Genomic DNA, 17,161 nt, shown 5'->3' with positions numbered 1-17,161 from the left:
TTCCTCACTGTCCGGGATGCCGCTGGCTGGTGCCGCTTCCGGGAAGTGCCGGCAAACGAACGGGTGTTTCAAGTCTATAGCGCAGGGGTAGCATCATAATGATGTCCCCGTTCCTGCGCCTGCGTGACAGTACCCACAAAACCCTCCCCCTGATCGCGGCCCTGTCCGTCGTTGCCCTGGCCGCGTGCACGGCAGGGCCACCCGCTCCTGCGCCGTCAACGCCGGCGTCGTCGCCGACGGCTTCCGCATCGGCGTCGACCGGCACGCCCTCGTCAGCACCGCGTACGACGCCGGCCCCCACCACGGCGTCCCCGTCACCGGATCCGGGTTCCCGGCCCCTGGGCTGGGGCCCCCAGCAGCGCGACCAGGATGCGGCGGCAGCGGCCGTGGCAGCCATGTCACCCGAGCAAAAGGCCGGACAGGTCCTGCTCCCGTCCTACGGCGGCCAGCAGGTGGAAGCGCAGGCAGCGGCCATCGAACGGCTGCACCTGGCAGGCAGCATCATCATGGGCGACAACGTTCCCCGCGACCCGCAGGGAAAAGTGGACATTGCCGCCATGACGGCAGTCAACCAGCGGCTTTCCCGGGCAACCGCCGCTGACGGTGACCAGTGGCCGGGCATCGTCGGCGTGGACCAGGAAGGCGGGATCGTTGCCAGGCTGGGAGCGCCGCTGACCGAATGGCCCACGCCCATGAGTTACGGTGCCGCCGGGAACGCGGCCCTCACACGGGACGCCGGGCAGGGCGTCGCAGGGGAGCTGGCCCCGCTCGGCTTCAACCTGGACTTCGCCCCGGACGCGGATGTCACCATCGGCCCGAAAGACCCCACCATCGGCGCCCGGTCCATGTCCGGGGACCCTGCTGCTGCGGCCACGCAAAGCGTGTCATTCGCCCAGGGCATGCTGGCCGCCGGGGTGCTTCCCACCGTCAAGCACTTTCCCGGCCACGGTTCGGTCACCGCCGATTCGCACCTTAGCCTCCCGCTCCAGAACGCCGGCGTGGAGGAATTGCGCGGCCGGGACTGGAAGCCGTTCCAGGCGGCCGTCGATTCCGGCCTACCCATGGTGATGACCGGGCACATCGCCGTTCCTGCGCTGGAACCCGGGGTCCCGGCGTCGCTCTCGTCCAAAACCTACGCCGCGCTGCGTGGCCTCGGCTTCAGGGGTGTGGCGGTGACCGATGCTCTGAACATGGGCGCCGTCACCAAGCAGTACCCGGCGGGTTCCGCCGCCGTTTCCGCCCTCGCTGCCGGGGCCGACCTGCTCCTCATGCCGGCCGATGCCGCGCAGGCGCACGCCGCAATCGTCCAGGCCGTGGCCTCCGGTGCCCTGCCGAAGGAACGGCTGGACGAGGCCGCCACGCGCGTGGCCACCATGATGATCTGGCAGGGGCGAAGGGGTTCCACGCCCGCCCCGGCAGGAAGCGGCACAGCATTGTCCGCCAAGGTCTCCGGGTCCGCCGTCACCATCCTGGCCGGCAGCTGCAGCGGGCCGCTCGTCCCCGGAGCTGTCCGGGTAGCCGGCGGGGGACCTGGTGACAAGCAACGGTTCGAAGCCGCGGCCGCCCGGGCAGGCATTGCCGTGGGCTCCGGACCCCTGGTCAGCCTCATCGGATACGGCGGCGCCCCGGCAGGCGGCGACATCGCCGTCACCCTGGACGCCCCTTGGCCGTTGCAGGGTTCCCCGGCGCCGGTCAAAATCGCGCTGTACGGCCGGACCGACGCCGCTTTCGATGCCCTGGCCGCTGTGCTGGCCGGAAAGGCGGCGGCCCCCGGAGAGCTGCCGGCCGCCGTCGGGCCCTATCCTGCCGGCAGCGGCTGCCCCTAACTTCGCTGGGCCGCGTTTAATGGACAGGTGCCTATCCTCAATAAAGACATGACCCTCTGCATCTCCCTCTCGGCCCGGCCCAGCAACAACGGGACGCGCTTCCACAACCACCTGTACGGGCAGCTGGACCTGAACTGGATTTACAAGGCCTTCGCGCCCACCAACCTGGAACAGGCCATCGCCGGTGTCCGGGGCCTCGGTATCCGCGGCTGCGCCGTGTCCATGCCCTACAAGGAGGATGTGATTGCGCTGGTGGACGAGATGGACCCCTCAGCCAAGGCCATCGATTCCGTGAACACGATCGTGAACACGGACGGGCACCTCAAGGCCTACAACACCGACTACACGGCTATCGAGCAGTTGCTGGCCACCAACGCGGTGCCCACGGACTACTCTGTCCTGGTCCAGGGCGCCGGCGGCATGGCGAAAGCAACCGTGGCGGCGCTTCGGGATGCGGGCTTCAGGGACGTCACCGTGATCGCGCGGAATGAGACCACGGGGCGGGCGCTCGCCGAACAGTATGGCTTTGGCTGGCGGGCAGCGCTCGACGGCGGCACGGCGGATTTGATTGTCAACGTCACCCCTGTTGGTATGGCCGGCGGGCCGGAAGCGGATTCGCTGTCCTTCCCGGCGGAGGCGATCGACGCCGCCAGGCTGGTTTTCGACGTCGTGGCACTGCCTGCCGAGACCCCGCTGGTCCGGGCGGCGCGCGCCGCAGGCAAACCGGTGATCACCGGTGCCGAGGTGGCCACCATCCAGGCGCTGGAGCAGTTCGTGCTGTACACCGGTGTGCGGCCCACGGCGGAGCAGGTGCGGGCCGCCGAGGAATTCACCCGCGCGCAGTAACGCCTACGCCGGCTTGACCGGCTCCACCTCGATGGCCACACGGTCCTCGCCGATGCGGGTGAGGACCAGGGTGGCTGCCCGGCCGCCTTTCCTGTTGCCCGCGCCCTTCCCGCCCAGCAGTTGCTTCCGGAGTTCCTCCGGCGTGACCGCGGTACCGCGCTTCTTGATGTCCAGGACGGTGATGCCTTCCTGCTTCACCCAGGTCTTCAGCGCCTTGACGTTGTAGGGCATTACCCGCAGGACCTTGTAGGCGCGGGCAAACGGGGTGTCTGCAAGGTCGGGTGCGCAGATGTACGCGATGTGCTCGTCCAGCAGGTGCCCGCGCAGTTCGAGGGCGAGGTCGGCCACGAGGCCGGCCCGGATGACCGCCCCGTCCGGCTCATACAGGTAACCCTCAGCCGGGCCCACCGGAGCCTCGGGACCCTGCCCGAAATCCTCCCCGCTGGTCAGCTCGGCGGCTCCCTCCGGTCCCAGGAGCAGGGCCGCGCGGCGGATCCCCGGGCGGCTGACGGTGTTGAACCACAGCGCCACTTCGGTGACATCCCCACCCACGGACACCCATTGCGCCTCGCAGCCCTGCGGCACCGATTCGTGGGGCATGCCCGGCCCCATTTTGACGCCCACGGCCTTCCCGGACGCGGCGAGGGATTCCACGAAGGACAACGGGGGAGAAAACGCCTCGGGATCCCAGATACGCCTGGTGCCCGACGTGGAAGTGACCCTGCGGGCCGGGTCCAGCCAGACGCCGTCCACCCCGTCCAGGGGCACCGAGGTGGCGTCGGCGTGCACAACAGCCGCGTTGGGGAAGGGGATGAGGTTCACCGTGGCGCAGGCAGCCGTGGTTTCATCGAGCTCCACTGCCGTAACCGCTATGTCCAGGGAGGCGAGGGCCAGGGAATCGGCGCCGAGCCCGCAGCCCAGGTCCGCTACATGGCTGACCCCGGCGGCCGCGAACCGCTGGGCATGCCGGGCGGCGACGTTCAGCCTTGTGGCCTGTTCCAGGCCTGCCTGGGTAAAGAGCATCTGGCGGGCGAACTCGCCGAACTTCGCCTCGGCCTTCGTGCGGAGCCTGGACTGGGTAAGCACGGCGGACACCAGTTCGGGGCTGTGGCCGGCCTTCCGGAGTTCACCATTCAGGGCGAAGGACCCGTCCTCGGTGTAGGGGCCAAGCGACGCCAGCAGCTCCCATCCTTCGGGGGTCAGCAGTGGTGCAATCTGGTCCTGGGGAGCGTGAGCCATGCGTTCCAGCGTAGTGCCCCGGGGCTGAGGCGGTATGCCGATAGTGTTGAGCCCATGGTTGACAGCGCAGGTCCCGAACAGTCCGGAGAACAGCAGCGCCCGGCGCAGGGCCTGGCCAGGTACGCGCGGCCAGCCCTGATTGTGGGTGCCGTACTGGCGGTGGTGTGCCTGGCGCTGCTGGTCATCATTTTCTTCCTGGACACGTTCAACGCCACCGTATATTCGGTGGGCGGCAACAACGTCCAGGACAACACGCAGGAAGCCCAGGACATCCGCGGCCTGTATTCCGGTGCGAGGGCCGGGGGAATCGCCCTCCTGGTGGCATCGCTGCTGGTGGTCCTCGCGTCCTCCGTGGTCCTCTACCGGGCCCGTAACCGGGGCAACGCCTCCGACGGCGGCGAGGACGTGGGTTTCGACGATTTGGGCCGCTGAGGGCGCTGGGCGGCCCCCGTCAGCAGGACCCCGGAAATCACCAGGACACCGCCTGCAACCTGGGCCGCCGTGATGGGCTGGCCCAGCAATATGGTGATGATCGCAGTGAAGACCGCAATTAGGTTGAGGTAGTTGCCGGCATTAGCCGCGCCGGTGCGCTTCAGCGCCAGGTTCCACAGCAGGTAGGACCCCAGCGAGGGGAAGACGGCGATGAATGCCAGGGACCAGGCCCCGGACTGGGTGGACGGGAATCCAGCACCGGTGACGGCGGCCACAGGAGCAAGGGCAACGGCCGCCATGGCCGCCTGCAGGGCCGTAGACGTGACGGCCGGGACCGCCACGCGGCGGGCAAGGACCGTGTAGAGCGCCCAGACGGTGATGGCCGCCAGGATCAGCAGTTCGCCGGCGCCCAGCGAGAAGGTCAGGAGCCGCTGCAGCTGCCCGCCGGTGAGGACCAGCAGGACGCCCGCCAAACCAAGGGCCAGTCCGATCCAGCCCAGGGGCCGCGGTTTGTCTTTCAGCAGCACAGCGGCAAGCACCATGATCAGGACAGGGTTCGCGGAAGTCACCAGGGAAGCGTTGAGCGCCGAGGTGTGCTGAAGGGCGCTGTAGAGCAGCAGCGTGTAGGCGGTCATGCCCAGTGCGCTGAGCAGCAGGAGCATGCGCCAATGGCGGAGGGCTGCCCGCCAGTCGGGGCGGTCCACCATGTGCGCAAGGAACAGCAGCGGCAGGGCGGCCAGCGTCCAGCGCCAGAACGTCAGCTGCAGCGGGGCCATGGACTGGACGGCGGCCTGGCCCACCACGAAGTTGCCGGCCCAGAACAGGGTGGCAAGGATCAGGAAGAAGGCGGCTCGCACCGGTTCAATCTACAGGCGAAGTGTTCTCCGATGACGAAATGGCTGGCACTCGCCTTGACCGAGTGCTAACCCCCGCCTAGAGTCTTCATTAGCACTCTCCCGAGGAGGGTGCTAACACATGAAGAGCTGCCAGCCTGGCTGCTGCCGGCACCGCGACGACGGTTGCCAGCCTCGGCAAACGGCTTTCAAGTCCACGAATTTGCTGACGAAAAGGAGAGGTCCGAGTGTCGGTCTCTATTAAGCCTCTTGAGGATCGTATTGTTGTCCGCCCGCTCGAAGCCGAGCAGACCACGGCTTCCGGCCTGCTAATCCCGGACTCCGCGCAGGAGAAGCCGCAGGAAGGCGAAGTTGTCGCAGTTGGCCCCGGCCGCTTCGAAGACGGCAACCGCGTCCCGGTCGACGTAGCTGTTGGCGACGTAGTCATCTACTCCAAGTACGGCGGAACCGAAGTCAAGACCGGGGGCACCGAGTACCTCGTGCTGTCCGCCCGCGACGTCCTGGCGATCGTCGTAAAGTAAATCTTCCGGATCCCCGCGCCGCTGGTCATGCCTTGATGCTGGTCAGCTGCGCGGGGTTTCTGTCTTGAAAGGACACAACCATGGCAAAGCAGCTTGCGTTTAACGACGCTGCCCGCCGGTCCCTCGAAGCCGGCATCGACAAGCTCGCCAACACTGTCAAGGTGACGCTCGGCCCCCGCGGCCGCAACGTCGTCCTGGACAAGAAGTGGGGCGCGCCCACTATCACGAACGACGGCGTCACCATCGCCCGCGAAGTCGAGCTGGACGACCCCTACGAAAACCTTGGTGCACAGCTCGCCAAGGAAGTTGCCACCAAGACCAACGATGTTGCCGGTGACGGCACCACCACCGCAACGGTCCTGGCCCAGGCACTGGTCAAGGAAGGCCTCCGCAACGTGGCCGCCGGCGCTGCTCCCGGCCAGATCAAGCGCGGCATCGAGGTTTCGGTTGAGGCCGTGGCTGCCCGCCTGCTCGAGAACGCCCGTCCGGTCGAAGGCACCCAGGTTGCCAACGTGGCATCCATCTCCGCCCAGAGCGACGAGGTGGGTGAACTGCTCGCCGAGGCATTCGGCAAGGTGGGCAAGGATGGTGTGATCACCATCGAGGAATCCTCCACCACGCAGACCGAGCTGGTCCTCACCGAAGGCATGCAGTTCGACAAGGGCTACCTTTCCCCGTACTTCGTCACCGACGCAGAGCGCCAGGAAGCAGTCCTCGAAGACGCCCTCATCCTGATCAACCAGGGCAAGATCTCCTCCGTGCAGGAATTCCTGCCGCTGCTGGAGAAGGCGCTGCAGAGCTCCAAGCCCCTGTTCATCATTGCCGAGGACATCGACGGCGAGGCCCTGTCCACGCTGATCGTCAACCGCATCCGCGGCACCCTGAACGTTGTGGCCGTCAAGGCTCCCGGCTTCGGCGACCGCCGCAAGGCCATGCTCCAGGACATCGCCACCCTCACCGGTGCGCAGGTTGTTTCCCCTGAGCTGGGCCTGAGCCTGGACACCGTTGGCCTCGAGGTGCTCGGTACTGCCCGCCGCATCACCGTCACCAAGGACAACACCACCATCGTGGACGGTGCCGGTACGGCAGAGGATGTCTCCGCCCGCGTTGCCCAGCTCCGCGCCGAGCTGACCCGCACCGATTCCGACTGGGACAAGGAAAAGCTCCAGGAACGCCTGGCCAAGCTGGCCGGCGGCATCGGCGTCATCAAGGTTGGCGCAGCCACCGAAGTTGAGCTGAAGGAAAAGAAGCACCGCATCGAGGACGCCGTGTCCTCCACCCGTGCAGCGCTCGAGGAAGGCATCGTCTCCGGCGGCGGTTCCGCCCTCATCCACGCCCTCAAGGCACTGGACGAGGACCCTGCAGTCAAGGCACTCGAAGGTGACGCTGCCGCGGCAGTCGGCATCGTTCGCCGCGCCCTGACCCAGCCGCTGCGCTGGATCGCCCAGAACGCCGGCTTCGATGGCTACGTCATTGTTGCCAAGGTGGGCGAGCTCGAAGCCAACCACGGCTTCAACGCCAAGTCCGGCGAGTACGAGGACCTCATAGCTGCCGGTGTCATTGACCCCGTCAAGGTCACCCGCGCTGCCCTCCGCAACGCGGCTTCCATTGCTGCCCTGGTTCTCACCACCGAGACCCTTGTGGTGGAGAAGCCGGCCGACGAGGACGAGCACGCAGGCCACAGCCACTAAGGCTGTTGTCCCGCGGGTCAAGCCGCACAACAGAGAACCGGTCCGGCATCCGCCGGGCCGGTTTTTTGTGTCCCGTCAGGGGTTGGGCCCACGCCGCAAGGGTTTCCTGGCCGAGCGAAGCGAGGTTGGGAACGCCGGGCCTAGGAGGCATCCATTTCCCGGGTTTCAACGTCGCCTGCATGCTCGTAGACCAGCGACACCGCACCCTTGGGAAAGGAACGGACCGGCTCGGCGAGGCGGAACGTGGAAGGGACGGTGCCGGCGTCGAACAACCGCTTTCCCTGCCCAAGCGCCACTGGGTAGAGCCACAGGTGGAGGCGGTCCAGCACGTCGGCGGCCAGCAGTGACCGGATAAGGTGGCCGCTGCCGAACATCTGTACCTCGTCATACTGTCCGCGGAGCCGCCCCGCCGCGGCAGCGTCCGGGAGCACGGTGGTGTCCTCCCACCCGGGATCGGTGAGTGACCCGGACACCACGAACTTCGGGACGCGGTTGAGCACGCCGGCGATCTCATCTGACTGGTGCGGCCAATATGAGGCAAAGATGTCGTAGGTTTTCCGGCCCAGGAGCAGGGCATCCATGCGGTCGATGGCCGCGGCGATGTCCGCCCCGGCCTCTTCATCGGAGACCGGCGCCTGCCAGCCTCCGAAGGGGAAGCCGTCCGTTGGGTCCTCCTCCCGGCCACCGGGCGCCTGGTACACGCCGTCAAGGGTGATGAACAGGTTCGCAACGATGATGCCCATCCGTCCATTCTGGAACCAGCCTCCACACCTGTCGAGGGTCCGGCAGCGTGGCAGACTGTTGCCATGCTGCTGGACGAGCTTGTGAGGACCACTGACGCCGTCGCCTCCACCCGCTCCAGGCTGGCGAAGGTGGACGCCCTGGCCCAGCTGCTGAAGCGACTCGACCCCGCGGACATTCCTGCTGCCGTCGGACTCCTGACTGCCAAACCCCGCCAGGGGCGGGTGGGCGTCGGCTGGCGGGGCATGTCAGCGGCCATGGGAGAGCCTGCCGCGGACCCCGGCCTCACCCTCGCCGACCTCGATGCCGCGCTGGACCGGCTCCAGGCCCTCGCCGGAGCCGGTTCGGCGGCCGAACGCGCGGCCACCCTCCGCGGGCTCACCGCGGCGGCAACCGAACGGGAGCAGGCGTTCATCGGCGGCGTGCTCCTGGGCGAGCTGCGGACGGGCGCGCTGGAAGGTGTCCTGACCGATGCCGTGGCGCGCGCGGCGGAGCGCTCCGTCGAGGCCGTCCGCAGGGCCGCGATGCTGTCCGGTGACCTCGGCTCGACGGCGCTGCTGGCGCTGACCGGCACGGCAGCGGAGCTGGATGCGGTGGGCCTGAAGGTTGGCCGGCCCGTGCAGCCAATGCTCGCCGGGACAGGGGCAAGCGTCACCGCAGCGCTGGAGACGACGGGCGAAGCGTCCGTGGAATACAAGCTCGACGGCGCCCGCATCCAGGTGCACCGGTCCGGCGGGGACGTTCGAATTTTTACGCGCACCCTGGCCGAGGTGACCCACAGGCTTCCCGAGGTGGTGGAGGTGGTGCGCGGGTTTCCGGTGCATGATGTGATCCTCGACGGCGAGACCCTCGCCCTGGGTGAGGACGGTGCCCCGCGGCCGTTCCAGGAGACCATGTCGCGGTTCGGCGCCGATGCTGCACGGACCACGGTTCTGCATCCCTGGTTCTTTGACGTGCTGCACATTGATGGCCGGGACCTGCTCGATGAGCCCTTGTCCGAGCGGATCAAGGTGCTCGAAGCCATTGCCCCCGCCCACCGGATTCCGGGGGAGATCACGGCGGATCCGGAGGTTGCCGGGCGGATCTCGCGGGACGCGCTCGCGGCAGGCCATGAGGGCGTCATGCTGAAATCGGTGGGGTCGCTGTACGCCGCCGGGCGGCGCGGGTCCAACTGGATCAAGGTCAAGCCCGTTCTCACCTACGACCTCGTGGTGCTCGCGTGTGAATGGGGTTCGGGGCGGCGCACCGGGATGCTGTCCAACCTGCACCTTGGTGCCCTCGACCCTGCCGGCGAGTACGGCGAACCCGGCGGATATGTGATGGTGGGCAAGACCTTCAAGGGCCTCACCGACGCGCTGCTGCAATGGCAGACCAAGCGGTTCCAGGAGATCGAGGTGCGCCGCACTGCCGGCACCGTCTGGGTGGAGCCGGTCACCGTCGTCGAGATTGCCATCGACGGCGTGCAGCAGTCCCCGCGCTACCCGGGCCGCATCGCCCTCCGCTTCGCACGGGTCAAGGGCTACCGCGAGGACAAGACCGCCGCCGAGGCCGACACCATCCAGACCCTTCGGGCCCTGCTGCGCCCCTGACCCGGCCGTGGGTTTACTGCTTGTCTGGCGCAGGTGCCCGGCGTACGGTGGCGCTTAGGCAGGGCCGCTGCCACTACACAACGGTCGGCGCAGTTTCACCAGCGCACGACGGCGGCGGGCCGGCTCGGCGGGTATCCGGAAGGAGGCCAGGTGTCGGCTGAAACAGGAGTGGATGGTGGTTTGGACGGCGGCCTGGACCGCGGCCGTGCGGCCTTCCGCGAGCAGCGCTGGACCGATGCCTTCCAAACCCTGCGGGAAGCGGACCAGTCGGGCGGACTTCCCGCTGCCGACCTTGAGCGCCTGGCCACGGCCGAAATCCTGACCGGCAGTGCCGCTGCAGGGTTTGCGTCGCTGACCCGGGCCCACGAGGAATACCTGGTGGTAGGGGATCTTGCCGGAGCCGCCCGCTGTGCGGGCTGGATGGCAGTCCACCTCATGCACTTTGGCGACGGCGAACGCGCCGGCGGGTGGTTGGCCCGAGGGCAGCGGCTGGTGGCAGAGATCCCGCAGCCCGACGCCGTCGAGGGGTTCCTGCTGATACCGCTGTCCCTGGCCCGCCTGCACCAGGGTGACCCCGGGGGAGCGCTTGAGCTGCTCGCCCGGGCGGCCGCCATCGGCCAGGCCTTCCAGGACCGGGACCTCATGGCCCTCGCCCTGCTCGGCACCGGCCAGGCAGCCGTGGGGCAGGGGCGGGTCGAGGCGGGCCTGCAGATCTTCGACGAGGTCATGGTTGCGGTGACTGCCGGTGAAGTTTCGGCCATACCGTCGGGGATCGCCTACTGCGCCGTTATTGCCTCCTGCCAGCTGGCCTTTGACCTCGGCCGGGCGCTCGAATGGACGGCAGCCCTGGACCGCTGGTGCGCCGATCAACCGGACATGGCGGCATTCAGCGGCCAGTGCCAGGCCCACCGGGCAGAACTCTTCCGCTGGCACGGTGCCTGGGACGAGGCGCTGGCCGCGGCCACCACGGCAGATGCGCGCGCTGCGAACAACGACCCCGAGGTGCTGTTCGGAGCCCACTACCAGCGGGGCGAGGTGCAGCGGCTTCGCGGCCAGCTGGATGCCGCCGGCCTCTCCTTCAGGGCCGCCGCCAACAGCGGATACGAGCCGCAACCCGGGCTGGCCCTGCTGCTGCTCCAGCGCGGAGAGCTCCGGCAGGCGCAGTCGATGATCCGCAGGGCGGCCGGAACCGCGGACGCCGCCATCCGCCGGCACCTGTTGCCTGCACTGGTGGACATTGAACTGGCAGTTCCGGATGTGGCGGCGGCCCGGTGCGGAGCGGATGAACTGGGCCGCTTCGCCGAGGGGTCCGCCACACCCATGGTGCGCGCCGTCGCGGCCCAGGCCGACGGCGCTGTCAGGCTGGCGGAGGCAGACCCTCTGGGGGCCTGCACAGCCCTGCGGCGGGCATGGCGCCTCTGGTCCGACCTCGGCGTGCCTTACGAGGCCGCCCGGTGCCGGGTGCTCATCGGGCAGGCCTGCCTGGGGCTTGGTGACGAAACGTCGGCCGACATGGAGCTCTCTGCAGCCCACGAGGCGCTGACCGGGCTTGGCGCAGCGCCCGCCGCTGCGTGGGCTGCGTCGCTGATGCCGCGTGGCCGTGGCAAGGGTGCCGGCCCGCTCACTCCGCGTGAGGAACAGGTCCTGCAGCTGGTGGCGTCCGGACAGGGAAACCGTGCGATCGCCGTCGGGCTCTTCCTCAGTGAAAAGACGGTGGCACGCCATGTCAGCAACATCTTCCTCAAGCTGGGTCTCACGTCGCGGACAGCCGCCACGCGTTATGCCTTCGAACACGGGCTCGCGGGCTGATGGCTGGGTAGGAATACCCAGCCGTGAGCCCCTCGAAATTACACACTTTTACCGACGCGGCGGCGCCGAATGCGGCCATAGGCTCAGGACATGAACGAGAACACCACCCGTACTGCAGGTACCAACAGCGCTTCGGACGTGCTTGACACCCTGGTGATCGGCGGCGGGCAGGCAGGGCTGGCGATCGGCCACCATCTGTCCCGCCAGGGCCGGCAATTCCTGATTCTCGATGCCAACCAAAGAATCGGTGACAGCTGGAGGTTGCGCTGGGATTCCCTGCGCCTCTTCACCCCCGCAAAATACAACGGACTTCCCGGAGTTCCCTTCCCGGCAGATCCTTTGTCCTTTCCCGGCAAGGACAGCATGGCCGACTACCTGGAAGGCTACGCGGCCGGCCTGGATCTTCCGGTGCTGACGGGAGTCAGGGTGGAACGCCTCTGGCGTGAAGGCGACCGCTATGTGGCCGCCGCGAAGGGGCAGCGTTGGGAGGCCCGCAACGTCATCCTGGCCACGGGCGCGGAACGGCATCCCAAGGTTCCGCCGTTTGCCGCAGAACTGAAGGCCTCAATCGTGCAGTTCCATTCCAGCGCCTACAAGAACCCCGCACAGCTCCGGGACGGCCCCGTCCTGGTGGTGGGACTGGGCAACTCCGGAGCCGAAATAGCCAAAGAGGTTGCCCGCACCCACGCAACACTTGTTGCCGCGAATGCGCCCAAGGAAATGCCCTTCAAGCACGGCCGGACAACAGCCCGCTTCATCCTTCCCCTGGTCCGGTTCGCCGGCCTGCACGTCCTGAGCCTGGGCACCCCGGTGGGACGGAAGGTTGCGCCGGAGTTCACAGCCCACGGGGCACCTCTGATCAGGACCAAGCGCCGCGACCTTGCTGCCGCCGGCGTCCAGTTCGTTCCCAGAGTCACCGGTGTGGAAGACGGCCTGCCTGTCCTCGCAGACGGGGCTCGCGCCGACGTCGCGAACGTCATCTGGTGTACGGGATACCGGGAGGACCTGGACTGGGTTGACCCCGCCCTGGCGGGCCCCGGGGGAGGGCAGCGGCAGTACCGCGGGGAAGCCCTGGACACTCCCGGCCTCTACTATCTCGGCCGGAATTTCCAGTATTCCGCGGCGTCCGCCACGGTGACCGGAAGCGTCCGCGATGCCCGGTATCTGGCCGGGAGGCTGCCCGCACGACACGCTGTGGATTCGGGAAGGAGTGCCGCCTACCGGTAAACTTGACGGTTGATTACGCGCTCCGAAGGGTTTAATGTGCCAACACTGTGGACCAAGGGAGCGACGGCGCCTGCCGCTGACCGCCGGCAGGCGTCCCGAAAGTCGTCGTTCCGCCCCGAAATCCAGGGCCTTCGATCCCTCGCTGTCCTCATGGTGGTGACCTACCACGTGTGGTTCGGAAGGGTGTCCGGGGGCGTGGACGTCTTCCTGCTGATCTCCGCGTTCCTGATGACCTTCCAGTTCGTGGGGCGCCACGAGCGCAGGGAGCCCTTTGCGCTGTTCAAGCACTGGCTGCACCTGTTCCGGAGGCTCCTTCCCGCCGCCGTCACCGTTATCGTCGCCACCCTGGCCGTCTCCTACCTGGTGCTGCCGCGGACCCGGTGGCTTGACCTCATCGACCAGGGCTGGGCTTCGCTGTTCTACTCGGAAAACCGGCTTCTGCAGGCGCAGGCCGTGGACTACTACGCGAACGACCACAGCCTTGCCAGCCCCCTGCAGCACTTCTGGTCGCTGTCCATCCAGGGCCAGGTGTTTATCCTGTGGCCGCTGATCTTCCTCGCGGCTGCCTGGGCGGCCCGCCGGTTCAGGCTCTCCTACCGGCCGCTGCTGGCCTACGTGTTCTTCCTCGTGTTCCTCGTCTCGCTGGCATATTCGATCTACTTCACGGCCACCAACCAGGTCCAGGCGTACTTCGACACGGGCGCCCGGCTCTGGGAATTCGCGCTGGGCACGCTGGTAGCCCTTGTCCTTCCCGGGCTGCGGCTGTCCCGGGCCGTGCGCATCGCCATGGGCTGGGTGGGGGTGATCGCCATGCTCGCCTGCGGCATCCTGCTCAACGTCCAGGCAGCGTTCCCCGGCGTGGCGGCACTGTGGCCAACCGTCGCGGCCGCATTCGTCATTGTGGCCGGCCAGACGCAAAGCCCGGCCGGTGTGGACCGTATCCTCAGCTCCAAACCCCTGGTCAAACTGGGAGACATCTCCTACGGGCTGTACCTCTGGCACTGGCCGGTGCTGGTACTCGCCCTGGCCTGGACCGGCAAGGAACACGCGGGCTGGCTGTCCGGCACGGTCATCATCGTCTCGGCGCTCGCGCTCGCATACCTGACCACCCGTTACATCGAAAAGCCCTGGCGGGAATGGAAGTGGCCGGAGGCCAGGAAACGCCGTGCCGTGCTGGCCATCATGCTGGCCGTCTCCGTGGCGGCGGCACCCCTGGCGCTGTGGCGCAACCAGCTGGACACAGAGCGCCGGGTGGCCCAGGAACAGAAAGTGGCGAACAATCCGGGCTCGCGGGCGCTGGATCCGGCGTTCACCGGCACCGTGCCGGCCGGGGACGTCACCCTGCTGCCGACTGCCACGGACCTGCCCCAGAACTGGGTTTCCCTCGACGGACCCTGCACGGGCGACATCACCCCGCAGGATCAGGCAGTGAAGGACACCTGCTTTGAGCAGAAGCCATCGGGTAATCCATCACGGCGCGTCCTGGTGCTGGGAGACAGCCATGCGCAGCAGTGGTCCGGGGCCGTCAAGCCCATTGCTGCACAAAACAACTGGCTCCTCTACTCCATGCTGAAGGGCGCCTGCAAAGTCGCCCCGGCCGGGAAGGCGGCCAGCGACGATTGCGAGACCTACAACGCTTCCGTCCAGAAGGAGATCGAGCGGCAGCAGCCGGACGCCATCATCCTGCTGGGCACCGCTGCGGCGCCGTCCAGCCCGGCTGAGGAACTGACGCCGGGCTTCGCGGACCTGGTGGGGCCCTGGATGGACAAGGGCATCGATGTGGTGGCCCTCCGGGACAACCCCCGGTTCACGTTCAACATGGCCGAATGTGTAGTGACCGATGGCCCGGACGCGCAGGCCTGCCGCCCGGCGGTCCGGGACGCCCTTGCACCGGAGAATCCCCTGGCCGCACTCAAGGACAGCCTCCCCGGGCTGGCAGTCCTGGACCTCACAGACCGGATCTGCACCGCAACGGACTGCCCGGGAGTGGTGGGAAACATCTTCGTGTACCTGGATGACAACCACCTCACCGCCGAATACACGGAAAGCATGGCGGACGAGTTTGGCAGGCGCTTCTTCGAAGCAACGGGGTGGAAATGACAGCGAGTGGGAAGATGCAGCCCGCAGCGGGTGCCAAGGCCCGGACCGCCTCCTTCAGGCCAGAGGTCCAGGGGCTGCGTGCCCTCGCCGTACTGATGGTGGTGACCTACCATGTCTGGCTGGGCAGGGTCTCCGGCGGGGTGGACATCTTCCTGCTGATCTCCGCCTTCCTCCTCACGCTGTCCTTCGTCCGGAAAGCCGAAACGGGGCGGCCTTTCGGGTTGCTGGGCCACTGGCTCCACCTCTTCAAGCGCCTGCTGCCGGCCGCCGTCGTGGTGATCCTCGGCGTGCTGGCCGGCACCTGGCTGATCCTGCCGCAGGGCCGCTGGCCGCAAATCCTGGACCAGGCCTGGGCCTCCCTGCTGTACCGGCAGAACTGGCTGCTGGCCGACACCGCCGTGGACTACTACGCCCAGGACCACGCCGGAGCCAGCCCGCTGCAACACTTCTGGTCGCTGTCCATCCAGGGCCAGGTCTTCATCCTCTGGCCGCTCCTCTTCGCGGCCGCCGCCGGTATCCTCGCTGCACTGCGCCGCCTCCCGGCCTGCGCGGGATTGACCTACCGTGGCCTCCTGGGTATCGGCTTCGGCGCCGTGTTCGCCGTGTCCCTTGCCTACTCCATTGAGCAAACAGCCGGCAACCAGGCCTACGCCTACTTCGACACCAGGGCCAGGCTTTGGGAGTTCGCGCTGGGCTCCCTCCTGGCGCTCGCCCTGCCGTACCTCAAACCCGGCAAGGCGCTGCGCGTCGTACTGGGCTGGGCAGGCCTGGTGGGAATGGTGTCGTGCGGCCTCCTCCTGACCGTGGACAGGTCCTTCCCCGGTTTCGTGGCGCTGTGGCCCACCCTGTCCGCAGCCGCGATCATCGTGGCGGGACAGACCGGGAGCCGGTACGGCGTGGACCGCGTGCTCAGCAGCAAGCCGGCCGTGGCGCTGGGAGACAACTCCTACGCCCTGTACCTGTGGCACTGGCCGGTGCTGGTCCTGGCGCTCGCGGTCACCGGCGTCGAAGCCCCCAACCTCATCCAGGGGCTGGGCATCGTGGGTGCGTCCGTCCTGCTGGCCGTCCTCACCACCCGGTTCGTCGAGAAACCGCTGCGGGACTGGCACTGGCCCAAACTGCGGGCCTGGCGCACCGCCGTCGTCATCGCCGCATGCGGTGCCATCCTCGCAGGCCCCGTTTCCGTCTGGCAGACCTTCATCACCGCGGAAGAAGCCGCGACGGCGGCCCAGCCGAGGGAACTGACGCCCGGCGCCGCAGCGCTCGCCCCGGGGATCGAAGCGGACCCCGCGCCCGCCGCGAGGATCATCCCGGGGCCCTCAGCCCTGGACAATGACTGGGCCGGTATCCAGACCCCCTGCGCAGGGTCCAACGCCACGGACGATCCCATTCTCGAAGGGTGCCGCCAGGAGATCCCCGAAGGCGGCGGCACCAAGCGCATCGTCGTCCTGGGTGACTCCCACTCGCAGCAGTACCTCGGGGCGCTGGCACCCATCGCGGCGGCTAAAGGCTGGGAACTGGTCACGCTGCTGATGCCTGCCTGCAGGTTCGGTGCCGAGTCGGACACCAGGACCGCCGAATGCAACGCCTACAACAGGGCAAGCGCTGACTACGTGCTGGAACACCGGCCCGATGCCGTCTTCACCGTGGCCTCGCTGACGCACGAGGAAGCGCCGTTCGAAACGGAGGTCCCCGGCTACCTGGACGGCGTCCGCCCGTTCGCTGACGCGGGGATCGAAATCCTGGGTATCCGCGATAACCCCCGGTTCACGTTCAACATGCCCGAGTGTGTACAGCGAAATGGTGCCGATGCTCCGGAATGCAATCCGCCCCTTGCGGAGTCCCTTGTGGAGCCTTCGCCGCTGGAAAACTACCGCGGCAAGGTGGACGGCCTGCACCTGATGGACATGAGCGACTTCATCTGCGCCCGCGGGGTCTGCCCCGCGGTGGTGGGAAATGTCTATGTGTACAAAGACGACAACCACTTGAGCAGGACTTACGCCGAGTCCATGATTCCCATGTTCGAACAACGGCTGCTGGCCGCCACCGGCTGGACCTGAGCCAGGCCCCTGCGGGCCGCCTGCCAGGGTGTGGGCCGCGTGCGTGCGGTTGCTCACATCGTCCGGCTGGAATAGGGGGATTGGCGTGAAGGTTCTAATATTTACTCAACACTTCCTGCTCCGGATGGCCGCCTGACGCAAGCGGCCTTTCCGGGGCATGTCCTGCACAGGCCAGTTCCGTAATGACGGGCTGGTCATCGGCTGCAACCCCTGCCCGCCCCCAGCA

General features: G+C 67.8%; 13 protein-coding genes. 10 read left to right on the top strand and 3 right to left on the bottom strand.

Going from position 1 to position 17,161, the window contains the following annotated elements; all coding sequences use genetic code 11:
- The first annotated feature begins 98 nt into the window (after window positions 1-98).
- Together ACHL_RS13135 and ACHL_RS13130 are read left to right on the top strand one after the other, a co-directional pair.
- Window positions 99-1,826 (top strand): glycoside hydrolase family 3 N-terminal domain-containing protein, encoded by a 1,728-nt coding sequence (locus ACHL_RS13135; RefSeq protein WP_015937775.1) that lies wholly within the window; start codon window positions 99-101, stop codon window positions 1,824-1,826.
- 27 nt (window positions 1,827-1,853) lie between these two features.
- On the top strand, window positions 1,854-2,672 hold the full coding sequence (locus ACHL_RS13130) for a shikimate 5-dehydrogenase (protein ID WP_279625920.1): 819 nt from the start codon (window positions 1,854-1,856) through the stop codon (window positions 2,670-2,672).
- A 3-nt stretch (window positions 2,673-2,675) separates the two neighbouring features.
- Here the strand turns inward: ACHL_RS13130 and ACHL_RS13125 are convergent, their stop codons facing one another.
- Window positions 2,676-3,911, bottom strand: coding sequence for a class I SAM-dependent methyltransferase (locus ACHL_RS13125; protein ID WP_015937773.1), 1,236 nt, complete (start codon window positions 3,909-3,911; stop codon window positions 2,676-2,678).
- A gap of 54 nt (window positions 3,912-3,965) precedes the next feature.
- Between ACHL_RS13125 and ACHL_RS13120 the strand changes: the two genes are divergently transcribed.
- Window positions 3,966-4,343 carry a hypothetical protein gene (locus ACHL_RS13120; protein WP_015937772.1) on the top strand — a complete coding sequence of 126 codons (378 nt, stop codon included), beginning with the start codon at window positions 3,966-3,968 and terminating at the stop codon, window positions 4,341-4,343.
- Here the strand turns inward: ACHL_RS13120 and ACHL_RS13115 are convergent.
- Window positions 4,271-5,200, bottom strand: a complete 930-nt coding sequence (locus ACHL_RS13115; RefSeq protein WP_015937771.1) for a DMT family transporter — start codon at window positions 5,198-5,200, stop codon at window positions 4,271-4,273. The two genes, ACHL_RS13120 and ACHL_RS13115, sit on opposite strands and share 73 nt — an antisense overlap.
- A 224-nt stretch (window positions 5,201-5,424) precedes the next feature.
- Here ACHL_RS13115 and groES point away from each other — a divergent pair, with 224 nt between their 5' ends.
- Together groES and groL are read left to right on the top strand one after the other, a co-directional pair.
- Window positions 5,425-5,718, top strand: coding sequence for a co-chaperone GroES (gene groES / locus ACHL_RS13110; RefSeq protein ID WP_015937770.1), 294 nt, complete (start codon window positions 5,425-5,427; stop codon window positions 5,716-5,718).
- Window positions 5,719-5,798: 80 nt separating this feature from the next.
- The gene (groL, locus tag ACHL_RS13105; RefSeq protein WP_015937769.1) at window positions 5,799-7,409 is read left to right on the top strand and encodes a chaperonin GroEL; all 1,611 of its coding nucleotides are present in this window, start codon (window positions 5,799-5,801) and stop codon (window positions 7,407-7,409) included.
- 140 nt (window positions 7,410-7,549) lie between these two features.
- On the opposite strand, the gene ACHL_RS13100 is transcribed toward groL, so the two are convergent.
- Window positions 7,550-8,152 carry a dihydrofolate reductase family protein gene (locus ACHL_RS13100; protein ID WP_015937768.1) on the bottom strand — a complete coding sequence of 201 codons (603 nt, stop codon included), beginning with the start codon at window positions 8,150-8,152 and terminating at the stop codon, window positions 7,550-7,552.
- 63 nt (window positions 8,153-8,215) lie between these two features.
- Between ACHL_RS13100 and ACHL_RS13095 the strand changes: the two genes are divergently transcribed.
- From ACHL_RS13095 to ACHL_RS13075, 5 genes are all read left to right on the top strand, one after another.
- Window positions 8,216-9,739 carry an ATP-dependent DNA ligase gene (locus tag ACHL_RS13095; RefSeq protein WP_015937767.1) on the top strand — a complete coding sequence of 508 codons (1,524 nt, stop codon included), beginning with the start codon at window positions 8,216-8,218 and terminating at the stop codon, window positions 9,737-9,739.
- A gap of 150 nt (window positions 9,740-9,889) precedes the next feature.
- Window positions 9,890-11,548 carry a response regulator transcription factor gene (locus ACHL_RS13090; protein WP_015937766.1) on the top strand — a complete coding sequence of 553 codons (1,659 nt, stop codon included), beginning with the start codon at window positions 9,890-9,892 and terminating at the stop codon, window positions 11,546-11,548.
- 90 nt (window positions 11,549-11,638) lie between these two features.
- Window positions 11,639-12,775, top strand: a complete 1,137-nt coding sequence (locus ACHL_RS13085) for a flavin-containing monooxygenase (protein ID WP_015937765.1) — start codon at window positions 11,639-11,641, stop codon at window positions 12,773-12,775.
- Between the two features lie 36 nt (window positions 12,776-12,811).
- On the top strand, window positions 12,812-14,875 hold the full coding sequence (locus ACHL_RS13080) for an acyltransferase family protein (protein WP_043794066.1): 2,064 nt from the start codon (window positions 12,812-12,814) through the stop codon (window positions 14,873-14,875).
- Window positions 14,872-16,935: an acyltransferase family protein gene (locus ACHL_RS13075; RefSeq protein ID WP_043794063.1), complete on the top strand. Its 2,064-nt coding sequence runs from the start codon at window positions 14,872-14,874 to the stop codon at window positions 16,933-16,935. Before ACHL_RS13080 ends, ACHL_RS13075 begins: the two co-directional genes overlap by 4 nt.
- The last annotated feature ends 226 nt before the right edge of the window (window positions 16,936-17,161 follow it).

The sequence above is a fragment of the Pseudarthrobacter chlorophenolicus A6 genome, assembly GCF_000022025.1.
Lineage (GTDB): Bacteria > Actinomycetota > Actinomycetes > Actinomycetales > Micrococcaceae > Arthrobacter > Arthrobacter chlorophenolicus.
This window is presented reverse-complemented; position numbering and strand designations above follow the sequence as displayed.

Excerpts from the sequence above, each read along its gene's own strand:
- ACHL_RS13135 (WP_015937775.1), top strand. The coding sequence starts at position 99 with ATGATGTCCCCGTTCCTGCGCCTGCGTGACAGTACCCACAAAACCCTC.
- ACHL_RS13125 (WP_015937773.1), bottom strand. The coding sequence starts at position 3,911 with ATGGCTCACGCTCCCCAGGACCAGATTGCACCACTGCTGACCCCCGAA.
- ACHL_RS13120 (WP_015937772.1), top strand. The coding sequence starts at position 3,966 with ATGGTTGACAGCGCAGGTCCCGAACAGTCCGGAGAACAGCAGCGCCCG.
- groL (WP_015937769.1), top strand. The coding sequence starts at position 5,799 with ATGGCAAAGCAGCTTGCGTTTAACGACGCTGCCCGCCGGTCCCTCGAA.
- ACHL_RS13100 (WP_015937768.1), bottom strand. The coding sequence starts at position 8,152 with ATGGGCATCATCGTTGCGAACCTGTTCATCACCCTTGACGGCGTGTAC.
- ACHL_RS13095 (WP_015937767.1), top strand. The coding sequence starts at position 8,216 with ATGCTGCTGGACGAGCTTGTGAGGACCACTGACGCCGTCGCCTCCACC.
- ACHL_RS13085 (WP_015937765.1), top strand. The coding sequence starts at position 11,639 with ATGAACGAGAACACCACCCGTACTGCAGGTACCAACAGCGCTTCGGAC.
- ACHL_RS13075 (WP_043794063.1), top strand. The coding sequence starts at position 14,872 with ATGACAGCGAGTGGGAAGATGCAGCCCGCAGCGGGTGCCAAGGCCCGG.